This window comes from Pseudomonas sp. NPDC090203 (genome assembly GCF_044746765.1).
In the GTDB taxonomy this organism is placed as follows: Bacteria; Pseudomonadota; Gammaproteobacteria; order Pseudomonadales; family Pseudomonadaceae; genus Aquipseudomonas; species Aquipseudomonas putida_AD.
On the sequence record NZ_JBIVCV010000012.1, the window covers coordinates 137,837 to 154,369 of the forward strand.

General features: G+C 59.4%; 18 protein-coding genes. 10 read left to right on the top strand and 8 right to left on the bottom strand.

Features of this window, described 5'->3' with window-relative positions; genetic code table 11:
• The first annotated feature begins 31 nt into the window (after positions 1 to 31).
• Positions 32 to 265, top strand: coding sequence for a hypothetical protein (locus ACIPO9_RS20700; protein WP_400783186.1), 234 nt, complete (start codon positions 32 to 34; stop codon positions 263 to 265).
• A gap of 146 nt (positions 266 to 411) precedes the next feature.
• On the opposite strand, the gene ACIPO9_RS20705 is transcribed toward ACIPO9_RS20700, so the two are convergent.
• The 5 genes from ACIPO9_RS20705 to ACIPO9_RS20725 form a co-directional block, all read right to left on the bottom strand.
• The gene (locus ACIPO9_RS20705) at positions 412 to 1,374 is read right to left on the bottom strand and encodes a GlxA family transcriptional regulator (RefSeq protein ID WP_400783188.1); all 963 of its coding nucleotides are present in this window, start codon (positions 1,372 to 1,374) and stop codon (positions 412 to 414) included.
• A gap of 9 nt (positions 1,375 to 1,383) precedes the next feature.
• Complete coding sequence (locus ACIPO9_RS20710) at positions 1,384 to 2,136, bottom strand: YkgJ family cysteine cluster protein (RefSeq protein ID WP_400783191.1); 753 nt, start codon at positions 2,134 to 2,136, stop codon at positions 1,384 to 1,386.
• A 254-nt stretch (positions 2,137 to 2,390) separates the two neighbouring features.
• Complete coding sequence (locus ACIPO9_RS20715; RefSeq protein ID WP_274134017.1) at positions 2,391 to 2,714, bottom strand: hypothetical protein; 324 nt, start codon at positions 2,712 to 2,714, stop codon at positions 2,391 to 2,393.
• A gap of 63 nt (positions 2,715 to 2,777) precedes the next feature.
• Positions 2,778 to 3,239 (bottom strand): GNAT family N-acetyltransferase, encoded by a 462-nt coding sequence (locus tag ACIPO9_RS20720; protein ID WP_400783194.1) that lies wholly within the window; start codon positions 3,237 to 3,239, stop codon positions 2,778 to 2,780.
• Between the two features lie 41 nt (positions 3,240 to 3,280).
• A complete protein-coding gene (locus tag ACIPO9_RS20725; protein WP_274134019.1) occupies positions 3,281 to 4,177 on the bottom strand; it encodes a chemotaxis protein CheV in 897 nt (298 codons plus the stop codon).
• A 282-nt stretch (positions 4,178 to 4,459) separates the two neighbouring features.
• On the opposite strand from ACIPO9_RS20725, the gene hmpA reads away from it, so the two are divergent.
• The 9 genes from hmpA to ACIPO9_RS20770 all read left to right on the top strand — a co-directional run bounded on the left by hmpA (position 4,460) and on the right by ACIPO9_RS20770 (position 13,552).
• Positions 4,460 to 5,641, top strand: a complete 1,182-nt coding sequence (hmpA, locus tag ACIPO9_RS20730) for an NO-inducible flavohemoprotein (RefSeq protein ID WP_400783196.1) — start codon at positions 4,460 to 4,462, stop codon at positions 5,639 to 5,641.
• Between the two features lie 302 nt (positions 5,642 to 5,943).
• Positions 5,944 to 6,453 carry a disulfide bond formation protein B gene (locus ACIPO9_RS20735; protein ID WP_274134021.1) on the top strand — a complete coding sequence of 170 codons (510 nt, stop codon included), beginning with the start codon at positions 5,944 to 5,946 and terminating at the stop codon, positions 6,451 to 6,453.
• A 468-nt stretch (positions 6,454 to 6,921) separates the two neighbouring features.
• Positions 6,922 to 7,857, top strand: coding sequence for a ubiquinol oxidase subunit II (gene cyoA, locus ACIPO9_RS20740; protein ID WP_274134022.1), 936 nt, complete (start codon positions 6,922 to 6,924; stop codon positions 7,855 to 7,857).
• Between the two features lie 3 nt (positions 7,858 to 7,860).
• Positions 7,861 to 9,876: a cytochrome o ubiquinol oxidase subunit I gene (gene cyoB / locus ACIPO9_RS20745; protein ID WP_274134023.1), complete on the top strand. Its 2,016-nt coding sequence runs from the start codon at positions 7,861 to 7,863 to the stop codon at positions 9,874 to 9,876.
• 3 nt (positions 9,877 to 9,879) lie between these two features.
• Positions 9,880 to 10,506: a cytochrome o ubiquinol oxidase subunit III gene (locus ACIPO9_RS20750; RefSeq protein WP_274134024.1), complete on the top strand. Its 627-nt coding sequence runs from the start codon at positions 9,880 to 9,882 to the stop codon at positions 10,504 to 10,506.
• Positions 10,507 to 10,839 (top strand): cytochrome o ubiquinol oxidase subunit IV, encoded by a 333-nt coding sequence (gene cyoD / locus ACIPO9_RS20755; RefSeq protein WP_274134025.1) that lies wholly within the window; start codon positions 10,507 to 10,509, stop codon positions 10,837 to 10,839.
• Positions 10,840 to 10,849: 10 nt separating this feature from the next.
• The gene (cyoE, locus tag ACIPO9_RS20760) at positions 10,850 to 11,740 is read left to right on the top strand and encodes a heme o synthase (RefSeq protein WP_274134026.1); all 891 of its coding nucleotides are present in this window, start codon (positions 10,850 to 10,852) and stop codon (positions 11,738 to 11,740) included.
• Between the two features lie 245 nt (positions 11,741 to 11,985).
• On the top strand, positions 11,986 to 12,888 hold the full coding sequence (locus ACIPO9_RS20765) for a glycosyltransferase family 2 protein (RefSeq protein ID WP_274134027.1): 903 nt from the start codon (positions 11,986 to 11,988) through the stop codon (positions 12,886 to 12,888).
• A 40-nt stretch (positions 12,889 to 12,928) separates the two neighbouring features.
• On the top strand, positions 12,929 to 13,552 hold the full coding sequence (locus ACIPO9_RS20770) for a CatB-related O-acetyltransferase (protein WP_274134028.1): 624 nt from the start codon (positions 12,929 to 12,931) through the stop codon (positions 13,550 to 13,552).
• Between the two features lie 281 nt (positions 13,553 to 13,833).
• Here ACIPO9_RS20770 and ACIPO9_RS20775 read toward each other — a convergent pair whose 3' ends face one another.
• The 3 genes from ACIPO9_RS20775 to ACIPO9_RS20785 all read right to left on the bottom strand — a co-directional run bounded on the left by ACIPO9_RS20775 (position 13,834) and on the right by ACIPO9_RS20785 (position 16,461).
• Complete coding sequence (locus tag ACIPO9_RS20775) at positions 13,834 to 14,796, bottom strand: ATPase (protein WP_400783200.1); 963 nt, start codon at positions 14,794 to 14,796, stop codon at positions 13,834 to 13,836.
• 179 nt (positions 14,797 to 14,975) lie between these two features.
• Positions 14,976 to 15,764, bottom strand: a complete 789-nt coding sequence (locus ACIPO9_RS20780) for a transporter substrate-binding domain-containing protein (protein ID WP_400783202.1) — start codon at positions 15,762 to 15,764, stop codon at positions 14,976 to 14,978.
• Positions 15,765 to 15,870: 106 nt separating this feature from the next.
• Positions 15,871 to 16,461 carry a DedA family protein gene (locus ACIPO9_RS20785; RefSeq protein ID WP_400783204.1) on the bottom strand — a complete coding sequence of 197 codons (591 nt, stop codon included), beginning with the start codon at positions 16,459 to 16,461 and terminating at the stop codon, positions 15,871 to 15,873.
• Between the last annotated feature and the right edge of the window lie 72 nt (positions 16,462 to 16,533).

A 16,533-nucleotide genomic window follows, 5' to 3' on the forward strand; every position in this document is an offset into this window, starting at 1 on the left:
CCCTCGACCGATTCGAGATTCGGAAGCTTCCATGACCACCCCTGAACACACCCAGGCGCCAGACGTCGCCGTCGAAGCCAGCGACGCCAGCACCGCACCAGCCGAAAGCAAGCCGGCCATTCCTTCGTTCCGTTTCCCGTTCAAACCGGGCGAACTGGGCCAGGCAAAAAACCAGCACAACTACCCCGGCGCCGGCAAATCCAACCACGACAAACGCCCGGGTGTAGCGCCGTCGGGTACTCGTCGGTCGATGGGCAAGCGCTAGTTTCGATACCCCCGTCGCGGGCAAGCGCGCTCCTACAGGTATCTGCCCGTAGCAGCACGGCTTGCCGGCGGGGGCGTAGTCAAGATCGCTCCCGCCGGCAAGCCGTGCTGCTACGGGCGGGGTGTGCAGCAGATCTCTGCTTCGCTTCAAGCCTTCTTGCGAAAACTGTCCCGGTACTGCGTCGGCGTCACCCCCAGCCTCTGGCTGAAAATCAAGCGCATGCGCGCTGCACTGCCAAACCCACAGTGCCAGGCCACCGCCTTGATCGCCATCTCGCTGCCTTCCAGCAGATGCCGTGCTGCATCGATTCTGGCCCGTTGCACGAACTCGGCCGGCGTCACCTTCGCATCCCGCGCGAATACCCGGGCAAAGCTGCGCGGGCTCATGGCGACCACCTCGGCCAGCCGCTCCACCGAGAAAGGCTCGCCGATGTGCTCCATCACATAACGCTGAATCTTCGCCACCGGCGATTCATCATCCGCAGGCGCATTCAGGTACGGACTGAATTGCGACTGCCCGCCCTGGCGCTGCGCCACCACCAACAGGCGCTTGGCCACCGCCAGCGCAATGGCCGAACCGTGATCTTCAGCCACCAGCGCCAGGGCCATGTCGATTCCCGCGGTCACGCCCGCCGAGGTCATCATCGCTCCGTCGCGCACATAAATGCGGTCGGCCTGAACCTGCGCCTCAGGAAAAAGATCTGCCAACTGCTGAGCATGGCTCCAGTGAGTTGCAACCTGTTTGCCATCGAGCAAGCCTGCGTGCCCCAGAATGAATGCCCCGGTGCAGATCGAGCCAAAGCGGCCCGCAAGCGGGGTCGCCTTGTGCAGCCAGGCCGACACATGAGGCATTTGCGCGCTCACGGGCAGGTCCGGGCCGCCGGGTACCAGCAGAATGTCGAATTGCAAGGGCGCGTCGGAAAGGTCGAACCGGGCGCCGAGAGGCATTCCGTTGGACGCAAGGATCGGGTAGGGCGCCGCGCCGATGGTGACGATCGTGTAGCCCTCGCCCTGGCCCACGAAGCGATTGGCCTCGCTGAATACGTCCAGCGGGCCAGCAACGTCCAGTGACTGGACGTGGGGGAACAGCACGATGGCAACGCTTTTCATCGAGGGTACTCAGGCGCTCTGCAAAGGGATGAACATATAGCCCATCGCCTCGCCTGTCTCCAGTCGCGCACCGGCTTGTTGCAGGGAATGGGTCGCTGCGTCACCCGCAACCCGGAAGCGCCAGCCATTTTCACAGGCAGAAGGCAGCTCGCCTGTCTGGTAACGGGCTACTGCATCGGCGAAGGCATGCATATCGGGAAGGTAGGCCACGAAACCGTTGCCCTTGAGCGCTGTGATGTTGATGCCCAACGCCATGCAGATCGCCTGTTTGCGCGCGATATCATCGCGGTCCGCCTGGCGGGAGCGTTCGATCAGGGTCATGAGTTGCTGGTCCACCAACTGTCCGCCTACGATCAGGTCAGGCCCTTGCTCCCAGGATTCTGGCGGACAGTCCTTGGCTTGCGGGCGCAGCGGAATGTGCGGATTGATCTCCATCGGGTAGATGCGACAGACCAGAGGGCGGCGTTCGTAGATGCGGCAGAGGTTGTCCGCGTCAAGATTTCGGCAGCGACCAGCGTTGTAGGCGGCGAAGGTGATGGCCACCAGTGCCTGCGCCGAGCCACTGGTCACAGGGTGGGACCTGCGCGTGGCGTGGGTGAGTTGCTCGGGCGCAACGCCATAACCGTCAGCCAGAAACGCCTCGGTCAGCACGATCACCGAACCGCCGTCTGCCGCCCACTGCGCGGCTTCCGCGAGGGTCAGCGGGACGTGGTGATCGGTACAGCACTTGCCGCAGCCGACACAGGAAAACTGAGTATTCATCGAAAGGAAAACGCCGCCAGCCCAGAGGAAAACAGGTTCGGTCCCTGCGACTGTGATACGTCAGCGCAGGGCGGAATTCTGCAAATGCCGGGATTTGCAGCAAGTTATGCGCCAGTGAGCCGTGTGACAGGTCGCGCCGCTGTCTCTTGTAGGAGCGCGCTTGCCCGCGACAGCGGTCTGACTATGCCGCTTATGGTGACTGACACGACGTTGTCGCGGGCAAGCGCGCTCCTACAGCTTTGCGGGAGGCGGGGTTATTTCTTCGGCACGGTGGTGACGTTGTCCCACTCGGTGATCAGCGCTTTCTTGTTCTTGCGGTCGTACAGGCACAACTCGGTGCCGGTCTTGTTCTTCATGAACGCCTGCTTGTACTGGCCTTTGATCAACAGCGCGTTATAGCCGACGCTGTCATCGAACATCGCCGAGGCGCCTGCAGGCTTGGCGTTTTTCAGGGAACTGGCTGCCACGCAACTGTCGACCAGGGTCTTGTCGAAGGCTTTCCAGGCTTCGTCGCTCGAGGCGCTGGCCTGGCCGGCAAAGGCGCCCAGGGCGAGCAGCAGCAGGGTGGTGGTCTTCATGGCAATCTCCATCGTTGTCGTGCTCGTGTGAGCGTGGCAGGTATGACAGCGACTTGGACTGGCTCAGCGGGGATCGAGTTCGCAACGTTGCACATAATGCATCCCTGCGCGCTCGTACAACTGCCGTGCGGCCAGGTTGCTCTCCATGACCTTGAGGTCGACCTGTCCTTCATGCCGCCCTGCAAAGGTCTCGAACACCTGATTCAACAAGGTTAGCCCAAGACCCCGGCGCCGGGCCCGGGGATGCACCACCAGGTTACGGATGAAGGCGCTGGTCCAGCATTGCGCCACCGCTGCCACGCCCTGCGGATCGTGAACGACGAAGCATAGCGCTCGATCGAATTCCGGATCACCTTCGAAATTGTGCAGCCATGTGTCGAAGTCGGCCACCCGACCGCCTCCGTGCTCCATGCCCAGGGTGAGCAACTGGTGAACGGCGCGGGCGTTGTCGGCGCTGAAGGCCACTCGCTCAAGGCCCTGCGGCCAGCGGACGGCGGGGACGGGATGCGCAAGGTCGCGACGCATCAGCCAGTAGTGGCCCGTGGATGCGTCGTGAATGCCAGGCCTCAGATGCCCTGGGCCTCGACTGTGCGTGCGGCTTCGATCAAGCATCGCGTGAGCTCAGGGGAGGAGAACTTGGTCAGTACGGCGTTGGCGCCGGCGGCCTTGGCCTTTTCGGCGTTCATCGCGCTGTCCAGTGAAGTGTGCAACAGGACATACAGCTGCTGGAAGTCCGGCGTCTCGCGCAGGGTGCGGGTGAAGGCGTAGCCGTCCATTTCCGACATCTCGATATCGGACACCACCACGTTGATCTGCTGCGCCGTGCCTTGCAGATCCAGCAGATGATCAATGGCCTCGCGGGCGCTGCGTGCCGTGTGGCATTCGATGCCCAGGTTGCGCAGGGTCAGCACCGATTGCTGCAGCGCCACCTGGCTGTCGTCGACGATCAGGATGCGTGCCTTGTTCAACACTTCCACTTCTTCGGGGCTGAGTTCCGTGGGCTCCGGCGCCACCTGCATGGGCGCGATGCCGTGGATGACCTTCTCGATGTCCAGCACCTGAACCAGTGTGCCATCGACCTGGGTCACACCGGTGATGAACGATTTGTTGCCCGAGCCGTAGGGCGGCGGGCGGATGTCGGTGGTCATGCAGTGCACGATCTTGCTGACCGCCTGAACATGCAGGCCCTGCTTGGAGCGGCTGACGTCAGTGACGATCAGGCAGCCACCATCGGGGTCGAGCAGCGGGCGCTCGCCGATGGCACGGCTAAGGTCGATCACCGACAACGAGTTGCCCCGCAAGGTGGCCACGCCTTTGACGTGAGGGTGCGATTCGGGCAAGCGTGTCAGGGGAGGGCAGGGGATGATTTCACTGACCTTGAGCAGGTTGATCGCCATCAGCTTTCCGCTGCGTAACGTGAACAGCAGAAGCGAAAGTGAATCTGCACGGACGTTTTTGGACATATGAACCTTCTGTGATGCGGTGTCTGGCTGGCGCATCGGGAGGTGCGTACAGCTGTCGATACAGGTTTATCGACCCCGTGCCTGCAGGCTTTAGCTTATTGGCACGACGGCATTCGGGTTGTGGTAGTCAAAAGAACCTGTCAGAAGTCATTTTGACCAATAGATCAGGTTGGTCAAAATGACTATATATGTATATCTTATTGTTTTTAAAGGAAATAATATCTGGCACGCTTCCTGATATGACTTGGTCAGTCCTTACTAACCGAGTCTCAGGAGTCAATCATGTTGAATGCTTCGGATCGTGCCATCGTCAAATCCACTGTCCCGCTGCTGGAGAGTGGGGGTGAAGCGCTGACCACTCATTTCTACAAGAAGCTGCTCGACCGCTATCCGCAGGTGCGCCCGCTGTTCAACCAGGCGCACCAGGCCAGTGGCGACCAGCCTCGCGCCCTGGCCAACGGCGTGCTGATGTACGCCCGTCACATCGACCAGCTCGAGCAACTGGGTGACCTGGTTGCCAAGATCATCAACAAGCACGTCGCCCTACAGATTCTGCCGGAGCATTACCCACTGGTCGGCGAGTGCCTGCTCGAAGCGATCCGTGAGGTGCTGGGAGCCGACATCGCCACCGACGAAGTCATTAATGCCTGGGGCAATGCCTACGGCCAACTGGCTGGCATCCTGATCGGTGCCGAGGAAGGCATCTACAAGGACAAGGAACTGGCCGCCGGCGGCTGGCGCGGGGCTCGCGAATTCAAGGTCGCGAACAAGGTGCAGGAAAGCGCGGAAATCACCTCGTTCTACTTCGCTCCGGCCGATGGCCAGCCGATCCTGGATTTCACACCCGGCCAGTACCTGGGCCTGCAACTGTTCGTGGACGGTGAGGAAATCCGTCGCAACTATTCGCTGTCGGCGCTTGCGGGCAACGGTCAGTACCGCATCAGCGTGAAGCGTGAGCCTGGCGGCCGTGCGTCCAACTTCCTGCATGATCGCCTGCACGTAGGTGACAGCATCAATCTGTATCCACCTGCTGGCGACTTCACGCTTTCCCACAGCGAAAAACCGCTGGTGCTGATCAGTGGCGGCGTCGGTATCACGCCGACCCTCGCGATGCTGCAGGCGGCTCTGGACACCCAGCGCCCGATCCACTTCATTCACTGCGCACGCAACGGGGCAGTCCATGCGTTCCGTGACCTGGTCGAGGAACTGGCCGGCAAGCATCCACAGCTCAAGCGCTTCTACTGCTACTCCGAGGATGACGGTGTCAGCCCGGCAGCCCATGCGGTTGGTTTGCTCGACCAGGCACGTCTTGAGCAGTGGCTGCCAGAGGACCGCGATCTGGATGCCTACTTCCTGGGCCCGAAAGGTTTCATGGCGGCGATCAAGCGCCAGTTGAAGGCGGCAGGCGTACCGGACAAACAGGCCCGCTACGAGTTCTTCGGCCCGGCTTCTGCGTTGGAATAATGCGAACCTGGGGTTCGCCCCGGTGCGACAAATAGACGCACGTTTCTATATATAAGGAAGAGGTGCGGCGTTGTGCCCCTGCGGCATGGTGTCGCACGCTTCTATATATAAGGAAGGATAGGGGTTTGGTGTCGGTCGATTGTTACCGATTTGCTTAATGTTCGGCTAATGCCACTGTGTTAACCATCTGCACCGGCGTGCGCCCGCGACGATGGTAGAATTGCCGGCTTTCCGGGCAACCGGGGCACGCGATAACGCAGATCTGCCGATCTGGATGGACACCAAATGCAAAGGGCATGGGAATGACTGACGAGATGTTTTACCTGCGACGCGAAAAACAGTTTCTGGTCCTGCTGGGCATCATCTGCCTGGCATTGATCGGCGGGGCGCTGTACATGCAGGTCGTGCTGGGCGAGGCGCCGTGCCCGCTGTGCATCCTGCAACGCTACGCCTTGTTGTTCATCGCCGTGTTCGCCTTCATCGGCGCCGCGATGCCGGGACGCCTGAGCCTGACGGTCTGCGAGGCACTGGTGACCTTGAGCGCGGTGGGCGGGATTGTTGCAGCGGGGCGTCATGTCTGGATCCAGACCCACCCCACCGAGAGTTGCGGAATCGATGTGCTGCAGCCGATCGTCGATGGCCTGCCGCTGGCCTCCTGGTTCCCCCTGGGGTTCCAGGTCGGTGGTTTCTGCGAGACGCCATATCCGCCAGTTCTCGGACTTTCGCTGGCGCAATGGGCACTGATCGCTTTCGTTCTCACCGTAATTCTGGTACCGGCGGGCATCATCCGCAACCGGATGAAAGCACGCTGATTACAGAAGCTTGCGTAAAAAATCGCCTCGAATTCCTCAAGAAATTTGAGGCCTTTACGACAAAATTGGGTGCGACATATGAGCGCATTCTTACAGAATGGGAAATTAACTGTTGCGCAATAACTCATAGTCAATAAAACTTTACGTATCTACAATCGCCCCCACTTAACGCCCCTCCGCCCCTGGCGGTCGCGTAAATCGAGGTCAGAAAGCGTTTTTACGCCTTTGTAGACGCCGTTTGGATGGCCTCATGCGTAAAGTTCTGAATGTCTGCGCCAAGGGATTTGGTCCGCAAAGGCAGTTGCCACCATTCGAATAAGAAACCACAGCAAAACCGGAATTGTTACGAGGCCACAAGCTTCCTGACAGGCCCCTGTTCAATCCAAGAATTTGCCAGCACCTGGCAGGGTGAAGTGTTGGCGGTCGAAACCCAACTGCGATGCGAAAGCTGCTTTTAGAGGTCGTGAGATGAGTAAAAAAAGGTACCCCAGATTGTTTGGCTTCTTGGCCCTTTTCAGCATGCTCCTGCTCAGCGGGTGCGATTACACCTTGCTGGATCCCAAGGGCCACATTGGCATGCAAGAGCGTGATCTGATCATCACCGCAACTCTGCTCATGCTGCTGGTGGTGGTGCCGGTCATCTTCATGACCATCATCTTCGCCTGGAAATACCGCGCCTCGAACAAGAGCGCTACCTACACCCCTGACTGGGCCCATTCGACCAAGATCGAATTGGTTGTCTGGCTGGTGCCCCTGGCCATCATCATCGTGCTGGGCTACATCACCTACAAGTCGACCCACGCGCTGGACCCATACCGTCCGCTCGAATCCGACGTCAAGCCTGTGACCATCGAAGTGGTCGCGCTGGACTGGAAGTGGCTGTTCATCTACCCGGAACAGGGTATCGCCACCGTCAACAAGATCGTTTTCCCGGCCCACACGCCGATCAATTTCCGCATCACCTCTGATTCGGTCATGAACTCGTTCTTCATCCCTGCACTGGGTGGCCAGATCTACGCGATGGCCGGCATGCAGACCAAACTGCACCTGATCGCCAACGAAAACGGCGAGTTTGACGGTATCTCCGCCAACTACAGCGGCGCAGGCTTCACCGGCATGAAGTTCAAGGCAACTGCTACCGATCAGGCTGGTTTCGACGCCTGGGTTGCCGAAGTCAAGAATTCTCCGAAACAACTGGCAACCGACGAATACACCGCTCTGGCCAAGCCTAGCGAACGTAACCCGGTTGAACTCTACTCCACGGTCACTCCGAACCTGTTCCAGATCATCATCGACAAGTATGAAGGTATGAAGCCGGGCAAGATTGTCCACGAGAAGAAAGAAGTGGCCGGTATGGAAGGGATGGACATGGGCAAGAATTCAGCTGCGCAGGCAGAGGAGTAAACGATGTTTGGTAAATTAAGTCTGGACGCGATTCCGTTCCACGAACCGATAGTCATGATCACGCTCGCCATGATCGCTATCGGTGGCGCGGCGGTTTTCGGTCTGATCACGTATTTCAAGAAGTGGACCTACCTGTGGACCGAGTGGCTGACGTCGGTCGACCACAAGAAAATCGGCGTGATGTACATCATCATCGCCATGGTCATGCTGCTGCGCGGCTTTGCCGACGCCATCATGATGCGTTCCCAGTTGGCCCTGGCCACCGAGGGTTCGCCTGGCTACCTGCCGCCTGAACACTATGACCAGATCTTCACCGCTCACGGTGTGATCATGATCATCTTCATGGCGATGCCGTTCTTCACAGGTCTCATGAACATCGTTCTGCCTCTGCAGATCGGCGCTCGCGACGTTGCCTTCCCGTTCCTGAACTCCCTGTCCCTGTACCTGCTGATCTCCGGCGTGGTTCTGGTGAACGTGTCCCTGGGCGTCGGCGAATTCGCACGTACCGGTTGGGTTGCCTATCCGCCGCTGTCTGAACTGGGCTACAGCCCGGGCGTGGGTGTGGACTACTACATCTGGGCACTGCAGCTGTCGGGTCTTGGTACGACACTGACGGGCGTCAACTTCCTGGTTACCGTCCTGAAGATGCGCACCCCTGGCATGAAACTGATGGACATGCCGATCTTCACCTGGACCTGCACCTGGGCCAACGTCCTGATCGTGGCTTCGTTCCCGATCCTGACCGGCACCCTGGCGTTCCTGACCCTCGACCGTTACCTGGACTTCCACATCTTCACGAACGAATTGGGTGGTAACCCGATGATGTACGTGAACCTGTTCTGGGCATGGGGTCACCCTGAGGTTTACATCCTGATTCTGCCGGCGTTCGGTGTCTTCTCCGAAGTCATCTCGACCTTCACCGGCAAGCGTCTGTTCGGCCATCACTCGATGATCTACGCTTCCGGCGCGATCTCGGTACTGGGCTTCATGGTCTGGCTGCACCACTTCTTCACCATGGGTTCGGGCGCCAGCGTCAACGCTTTCTTCGGTCTGGCGACGATGCTGATCTCCATCCCGACGGGTGTGAAGCTGTTCAACTGGCTGTTCACGATCTACCAGGGCCGTCTGCGCTTCACCGCGCCAGTACTGTGGACCCTGGGCTTCATGATTACCTTCTCCATCGGTGGTATGACTGGCGTTCTGCTGGCTATCCCGGGTGCCGACTTCGTTCTGCACAACAGCCTGTTCGTGATCGCGCACTTCCATAACGTGATCATCGGTGGTGCCGTATTCGGTTACATCGCAGGTTTCGCGTTCTGGTTCCCTAAAGCGTTCGGCTTCAAGCTGAACGAGAAGTGGGGCAAGGCAGCGTTCTGGTTCTGGATCTCGGGCTTCTACGTGGCATTCATGCCGCTGTACGCACTGGGCTTCATGGGCATGACCCGTCGTCTGAACACCACTGACAACCCGGACTGGACTCCGTACCTGCACGTAGCCTTCTGGGGCGCGGCACTGATCATGGTCGGTATTGCCTGCCAGTTGATCCAGATCTACGTGAGTATCCGTGACCGCGAGCAGAACCGCGACCTGACCGGCGACCCATGGAATGGCCACACCCTGGAGTGGTCCACTTCTTCGCCACCGCCGTTCTACAACTTCGCCGAACTGCCGAAGGCAGGCGAGATCGACGCGTTCTACGCAGCCAAGCGTGATGGCGAGGCGTACAAGGTTCCGGCCAAGTACTCCGACATCCACATGCCGAACAACACCGCGACCGGTCTGGTCATGGGTGCACTGCTGACCGTATTCGGCTTCGCAATGATCTGGCACATCTTCTGGCTGGCTGGTGCGAGCCTGGTAGGTACCATCGTCTACTTCGTCATCCACGCTGCACGTGACGATCAGGGCTACATGGTTCCTGCTGCTGAAGTGGCCCGCATCGAAGGCGAGCAACACAAGATCCTGGCCTCGGTTCGCGCCCAGGCAAACTCTCCTGTCAACAAGCTGGAGCAGGCATAAACAATGTCCAACTTAGTATTTGATGGGGCGAAAGGTCACGATCACGATCATGACCACGCCCATGATCACCACGATGCCGGCGAGATGAAGATCTACGGCTTCTGGATCTACCTGATGACCGACTGCATCCTGTTTGCGTCGATCTTCGCAATCTATGCAGTACTGGTTAACAACGTCGCCGGTGGTCCTTCGGGCCACGACATCTTCGAGCTGCCATACGTGCTGGGCGAAACCGCCTGCCTGTTGCTCAGCTCGATCACCTACGGCTTCGCCATGCTGGCGATGCACAAGGGCAACAAGGGCGGCGTTCTGGGCTGGTTGTTCGTGACCTTCCTGTTCGGCCTGGGCTTCATCGGGATGGAAATCAACGAATTCCACCTGCTGATCTCCGAAGGCTACGGCCCTAATCGCAGCGGCTTCCTGTCGGCGTTCTTCACGCTGGTCGGTACCCACGGTCTGCACGTGACCAGCGGTCTGATCTGGATGGCGATCCTGATGTATCAGGTTTCGAAAAACGGCCTGACTTCGACCAACCAGACCCGCCTGAGCATGCTCAGCCTGTTCTGGCACTTCCTGGACGTGGTCTGGATCTGCGTGTTCACCGTTGTCTACCTGATGGGGACCATTTAAATGGCTAATTCGCATCACTCCCATGACGATTCCAGCCACGGCAGCTTCAAGTCGTACATGGTCGGTTTCGTACTGTCGATCATCCTGACCGCGATTCCTTTCGGTCTGGTGATGTTCCCGACTATCTCGAAAGTGGCCACCCTGTGGGTCGTGCTGATCTTCGCAGTCGTGCAGGTTCTGGTTCACCTGGTGTACTTCCTGCACCTGGACCGCTCGGTAGCACAGCGCAACAACGTGATCACCTTCGCGTTCGCCTCGCTGGTTATCCTCCTGCTGGTCGGCCTGTCCGTCTGGATCATGTTCAGCATTCACACCGTCATGATGGCGAAGTGAGGAAAACCTGATGTCACTGAAGCACTTTATCCAAATCACCAAACCGGGGATCATTTTCGGTAACGTGCTTTCGGTGGCAGGTGGCTTTTTCCTGGCGTCCAAGGGGCATGTCGATTTCGCCCTGTTCCTTGTAGCGATGATCGGTACTTCGTTGGTGGTCGCGTCCGGTTGTGTTTTCAACAACTGCATCGACCGCGATATCGACCTGAAGATGGAACGCACCAAGAATCGTGTGCTGGTCCAGGGCCTGGTTTCTCTGAAACTGGCCCTGGTCTATGCCACGGTGCTGGGCGTTGTCGGCGTCGGCCTGCTGTATTTCAAGGCCAACCCGCTGGCGGCGCTGTGTGCGGTGATTGGGTTCGTGATCTACGTGGGCTTCTACAGCCTGTACCTCAAGCGTAAATCCGTTCACGGCACGCTGGTCGGGAGTTTGTCTGGCGCGATGCCACCGGTCATCGGTTACGTCGCGGTCAGCAACACCTTCGACCTCGCGGCGCTGACCCTGCTGGTGATGTTCAGCCTCTGGCAGATGCCTCACTCGTACGCCATCGCGATCTTCCGCTTCAACGACTACCTGGCTGCCTCGATTCCGGTCCTGCCGGTCAAGCGTGGTATCCGGGTCGCCAAGCTGCATATCCTGATCTACATCCTTGCGTTCCTGGTCGCGACCCTGATGTTGACCTTCTGCGGTGCCGCAGGGCTCAACTACCTGGCCGTCGCTGCCGCCATGGGCATGTACTGGCTGTACATGGCCTGGTCAGGTTACAAAGCCAAAGATGACACCGTTTGGGCACGCAAGCTGTTCGTGTTCTCCATCTTCACCATCACGGCCTTGAGCGTGGCGATGTCGCTGGACTTTCAAGTCACCAAGGAGCTGCTGGTTACCTACGCAGCTCCCTGATTGCCTGAACTGAAACACCGAAAACCCCGCCGCTCGAGAGCTGCGGGGTTTTTTATTGGGCGTTGAATCGTGCAGCTCAGACAGCAAGTACGAGTACTGTGTAGGAAAATTCCGTTTCAGAAGTCTTCAGGCTCTAATCAGCCCATGACAAAGGCCATCTCTTTGCCGCATCATGTAACGGTTTTGTACAAGGATCGTGGTCAAAACGCCTCTGATCCAGTCGTAGCGATACAAATAACAGAATTATGACTGACACTATCACGCCAGAAATCCGGCCGGAAAACGACTCGATCCCGCTCGTGTCGATCATCGCCCCCTGCTACAACGCAGAGAAGTATCTGGACGTTGCGATGGCCAGCATCTTCGCCCAGGACTATCCGAACTTCGAAGTCATCATCGTCGATGACGGTTCGAGCGATAACAGCGTGGCGATGCTTAAGGCTCTGCAGGCCAAGTACGATTTTCAGCTCTACTCCCAGGCCAACCAGGGCGTCAGCGCGGCACTGAACCACGGACTGCAACATGCCCGTGGCGAATACGTCTGCACCCCGGATCTGGATGACATCATGCTGCCCGCATCGGTGCGCCTGCGCGCCGATTACCTCAACGAGCATCCGGAAGTCGGCTGCGTCGGCGCCCTGATCATCTACATGGATTCCGAGGGCAACGACACCAAGTCGCAGAAGCTGTCGAGTATCCAGAAACTGAGCTTCGACGAGATTCTGGGTGATGCCATCGTGGTTGGCGCGCCCGTGTCCCTGTATCGGATGGACGCCCTGCGGACGGTGGGGTTCTACGACCCGGAGATCAAGGTCCAGGATTTCCAGATGACCCTGAAGATTGCCAGCAAGGGTTATCAGGTCCACGTGCTGCCCGTGAGCGTCACGCGTTATCGTCGCCACCCCAACAACCTGTCACGCCGCTACAAGGTGCTGCTCGATGCCGACATGCGCACCATAGCGCCCTACAGCACTCACCCGGCGTACAATCGGGGTCTGACTGCCATCATCAACAAAGCGTTGAAGTACGCGGTGGTCAGCGACAAGAAATACGCCTGGACGCTGCTGCGCTCCATTCCGCTACGGCAGTTCAACAAGACCACATTTCGTCGCTTCAAGCGCCTTCTGCTGCATCGCCAGAGCAGCTGAAAAGCCTCTGCCGCGTCTGCTTTTGTTCACGGATCCCTGCATGAAATTCCTCGAACTGCTGAAAACCCGCAAGACCAGAAAGCACCTGCGCAGCCTGGACAAACTCGAACGCGCCCCGGAAAAGATCCGCCTGCGCTATCCGCACTACGTGGTCGGCACCGGCACCTATGGCATCCCCGAAGTGTTCGAGTTCGGCGATGACACCATCTTGCGGATCGGTTCCTACAGCTCCATCGCGGCAGGCGTGAAAGTACTGCTGGGCGGCGAGCACCGCACCGACTGGCTGACCACCTACCCATTCCCGGCCATGATGAAGGGCCTGGAAGACATCAAGGACTACGCCCCCAGCAAGGGTGATGTGGTCATCGGCAGCGACTGCTGGATCTGCGCCGACGCGATGATCCTCTCGGGCGTGACCGTGGGCCATGGCGCCATCGTCGCCGCCGGTGCAGTAGTCACCCGTGACGTGCCGCCGTTCGCGGTAGTGGGTGGCAACCCGTGCAAATTCATTCGCTGGCGTTTTGACGAGGCGGTTCGTGAGCAACTGCTCGCCTCGGCCTGGTGGGACTGGCCCATGGACGAGGTCAAAAGCGTGGCCCGCATGCTGTCGGGGTCGGACCTTGAAGCATTTCTTGAATACGCACGCTCGCGCAAAGTCGCGTGAGGTCGTGCTAATCACACCCGTCCCGTAGCAGTCCGGCTTGCCGGCGTCGGCGATCTCGAGGATGCCGTCGCGGGCAAGCGCGCTCCTACGGGATGAGGGGTAACGACGATCGTCGCTTAATGAGGTTTTGTGGGAGCGGGCTTGCCCGCGAATGCGGTGGGTCAGTCACCCTCTATGCGTCAGGGCTGACGCGATCGCGGGCAAGCCCGCTCCCACAGAGTTATACTGGCGCATCGGCTGCATGAGCATGCGTGACGTCAAACTTGACGGTCAACAGGGGGCTACAGCGTCGGGGCGTCCTTCGCGGGCCCCAGCACAATCGCCAGATGCCGCAAATCCTCGATCTCAACGCTCAAACTCTTGCCCGAAGGGCTCTCAGCCAGCGTCCCCAGCGCGAACAAGGTAAAGAACTTCACCTCGTCGGCATGGCTCAGCAACTCGGCGATGTAGCGGCTGGAACGATAGGCCTGCATCTGCGCAGGCGAGACATACAGCGTCACCCGCTTGCCCCGCAGCCGGTCAAAGAACGTGAACCTGAACCCGGTCCCGAAGCGCTCCACCAGCCCGCCACCATACAGCACGCGTCGCTCGTCACCGACCTGTGCGTACTTGATATGGCGAAAGTACGAGCGCAACGTCACCTCGCCCTGGCCCGGAACACGCAACGGCAGAAGGGCAAATTCTTCTTTGCTCAGCTCGGTCTGGGCCTGGCGGAAACTGTCCACCAGCCGCTCCAGATTGCTGGTGCGGGTTTCCTTGGGCTGATTGCGCTTGGGTGTGTCAGACACAGGCGTTGGTTGCGCAGGTTCTTCTGCCTGGGGGATGTCAGGCTTGTCTGTGTCAGGCGTCGGTTTCCCCCGCTCCTTGAGGGATGGATCGAACACGTCGATGTAGTCGTCCAGCTTGCGCCTGGCCTTGCGCAGCGCACTTTCTGACTCCGTTTCTTCGGCAGGCGGCGCGTCCTGGGGCGTGTCGTCGACCCACTCGCAATCGGCGTGGTGTTCGTAATTGGGATTGGCGCGAAAGTGCGCAGCGACAAACGCCGGGTTTTCCTGCGGCTTGACGTCATACCGTACGCCGGTGACCTTCACCCCCAGTGCCCGGCAGGCCTCGGAGGAACACAGGAAACTGAAGCGCGCCCGCGGCGGCTCCTGGGAAAAGTATTCACGCCGCGCCGCAACGATCGACAGCTCCTGCTGCAGTTCGACACAAAACGCGCGAGTGATGCTCTTGCTGGTCTTCATGAAAGCGGCCGGTTCCTTTGCCCAGGTGACATAAGGGCATGATGCGTAATCGCCATGAACCGGGCAATGCTTTGTGACCGCTTTTGCAGGCGTGAGCTCGCTCGCGATGGCTGTCAGGCTCAAAGGCCAGTGGCGCCTGTCACGCCGCCATCGCGAGCAAGCTCACGCCTACAGGCTTGTCATTGGCCCGGGACCGCCAGCCATTCGCCGACCACTTCCTGATAGGTACCGGTGGCCTTGGCCAGATGCAGCCATTGATCGACGTAGGCCTTCCAGCTCACATCGTCGCGAGGGAGCAGATAGGCCTTTTCGCCGTATTGCATGTAGCGTGACGGGTTGACTGTACACAGCCCCGGCAGGCGTTTCTGCTGGTACAGGGCTTCGGACGCATCGGTAATCATCACGTCCGCCTGCTTGTCCAGCAATTGCTGAAAGATGGTCTTGTTGTCATGAAAGGCCAGCTTCGCGTTGGGCAGAAACGCCCGGGCGAACGCCTCGTTGGTGCCGCCCTGAGGTTCGATCAGACGGACATCGGGCTGATTGATCTGCGCAACGGTCTGGTATTTGGCCTCGTCCTCGCACCGTACCAGCGGCACCTTGCCGTCGACATCCAGCGTGTCGCTGAAAAACGCTTTCTTCTGCCGTTCCAGTGTCACCGAAATCCCGCCCACCGCGATGTCGCACTTGCCCGCGGTGAAGTCCGTCATCAGCGTCTTCCAGGTAGTCGGCACCCACTCGACCTGCGCCCCGAGGCTCTGCGCCAGCGACTGCGCCAATTCAATGTCGATGCCCTCGTAGCCGCCGTCCGGTCTGTGGAAGGTATACGGCTTGTAGTCCCCGGTGGTGCAGACCGAAAGCTTGCCACTTTGCTGCACCGAATCCAGACGCGAAACCGCCTCGCCCGCCTGCGCCTGCGCCATCCCGAGCAGGCTAACCAGCAGGGTGGCAGTGATGTTTTTATTGTTCATGTGATCGATCCCTGTGAGGTGATATCCGGGGTGTTGTTATAGAGGTGGGGGACAGGGATGGGAAGCGTCAACCTGCCACAAGATAGTCCCAACACCAGGGACTGATCTATTTACTGGGTGCCCGAGCCGCCCGGACCGTCGCTCGATGATGCCGCACCAGCGCGACAACTGCCGCAATCACTACCACGCCGATGAAGATCGGCAGGCGGTAGGGTTTCAGGTTGCCCAGCAGGTTCTGTAGCGCTTCGCCGGCCCAGTATCCGGCCATGACGAAGAGGGTGGCCCATACGGCGGCGCCGAGCAGGTTGATCGCGGAAAAACGGATCGGTGACAGGCGGCTGGCGCCGATCACCAACGGGCCGATCAGGCGCATGCCATAGAGAAATCGCACCGAGAACACCGAGGCCATGGGGTAACGTTCGATCAACCCTGACACTCGGTCAATGGTGGCTTGCTGGCGATGCAGGCGCGGCAGGATGCGCGGCCCGAAATAGCGACCGGTCCAGAACAGGATCTGGTCGCCGAGCATGCCGCCCAGGGTGGCGATCAGGATCACATCGACAAGACGCAGGGATGTCTGGTGCGCAGCAAGCCCGCCCAAAATCAGAATGGTTTCGCCTTCAAGCAGGCAGCCGATGAACACGGCCCAATAGCCGTAGTTGACGAGCAGCGCGTTGATGTCGACATGTTCGAACATGGGGGAAAGCGGCCTCAAGGCAGGGACCTGCCGCAACGGGCGGAAGGTTTGCCGTTCGACCTGATCGGTTCG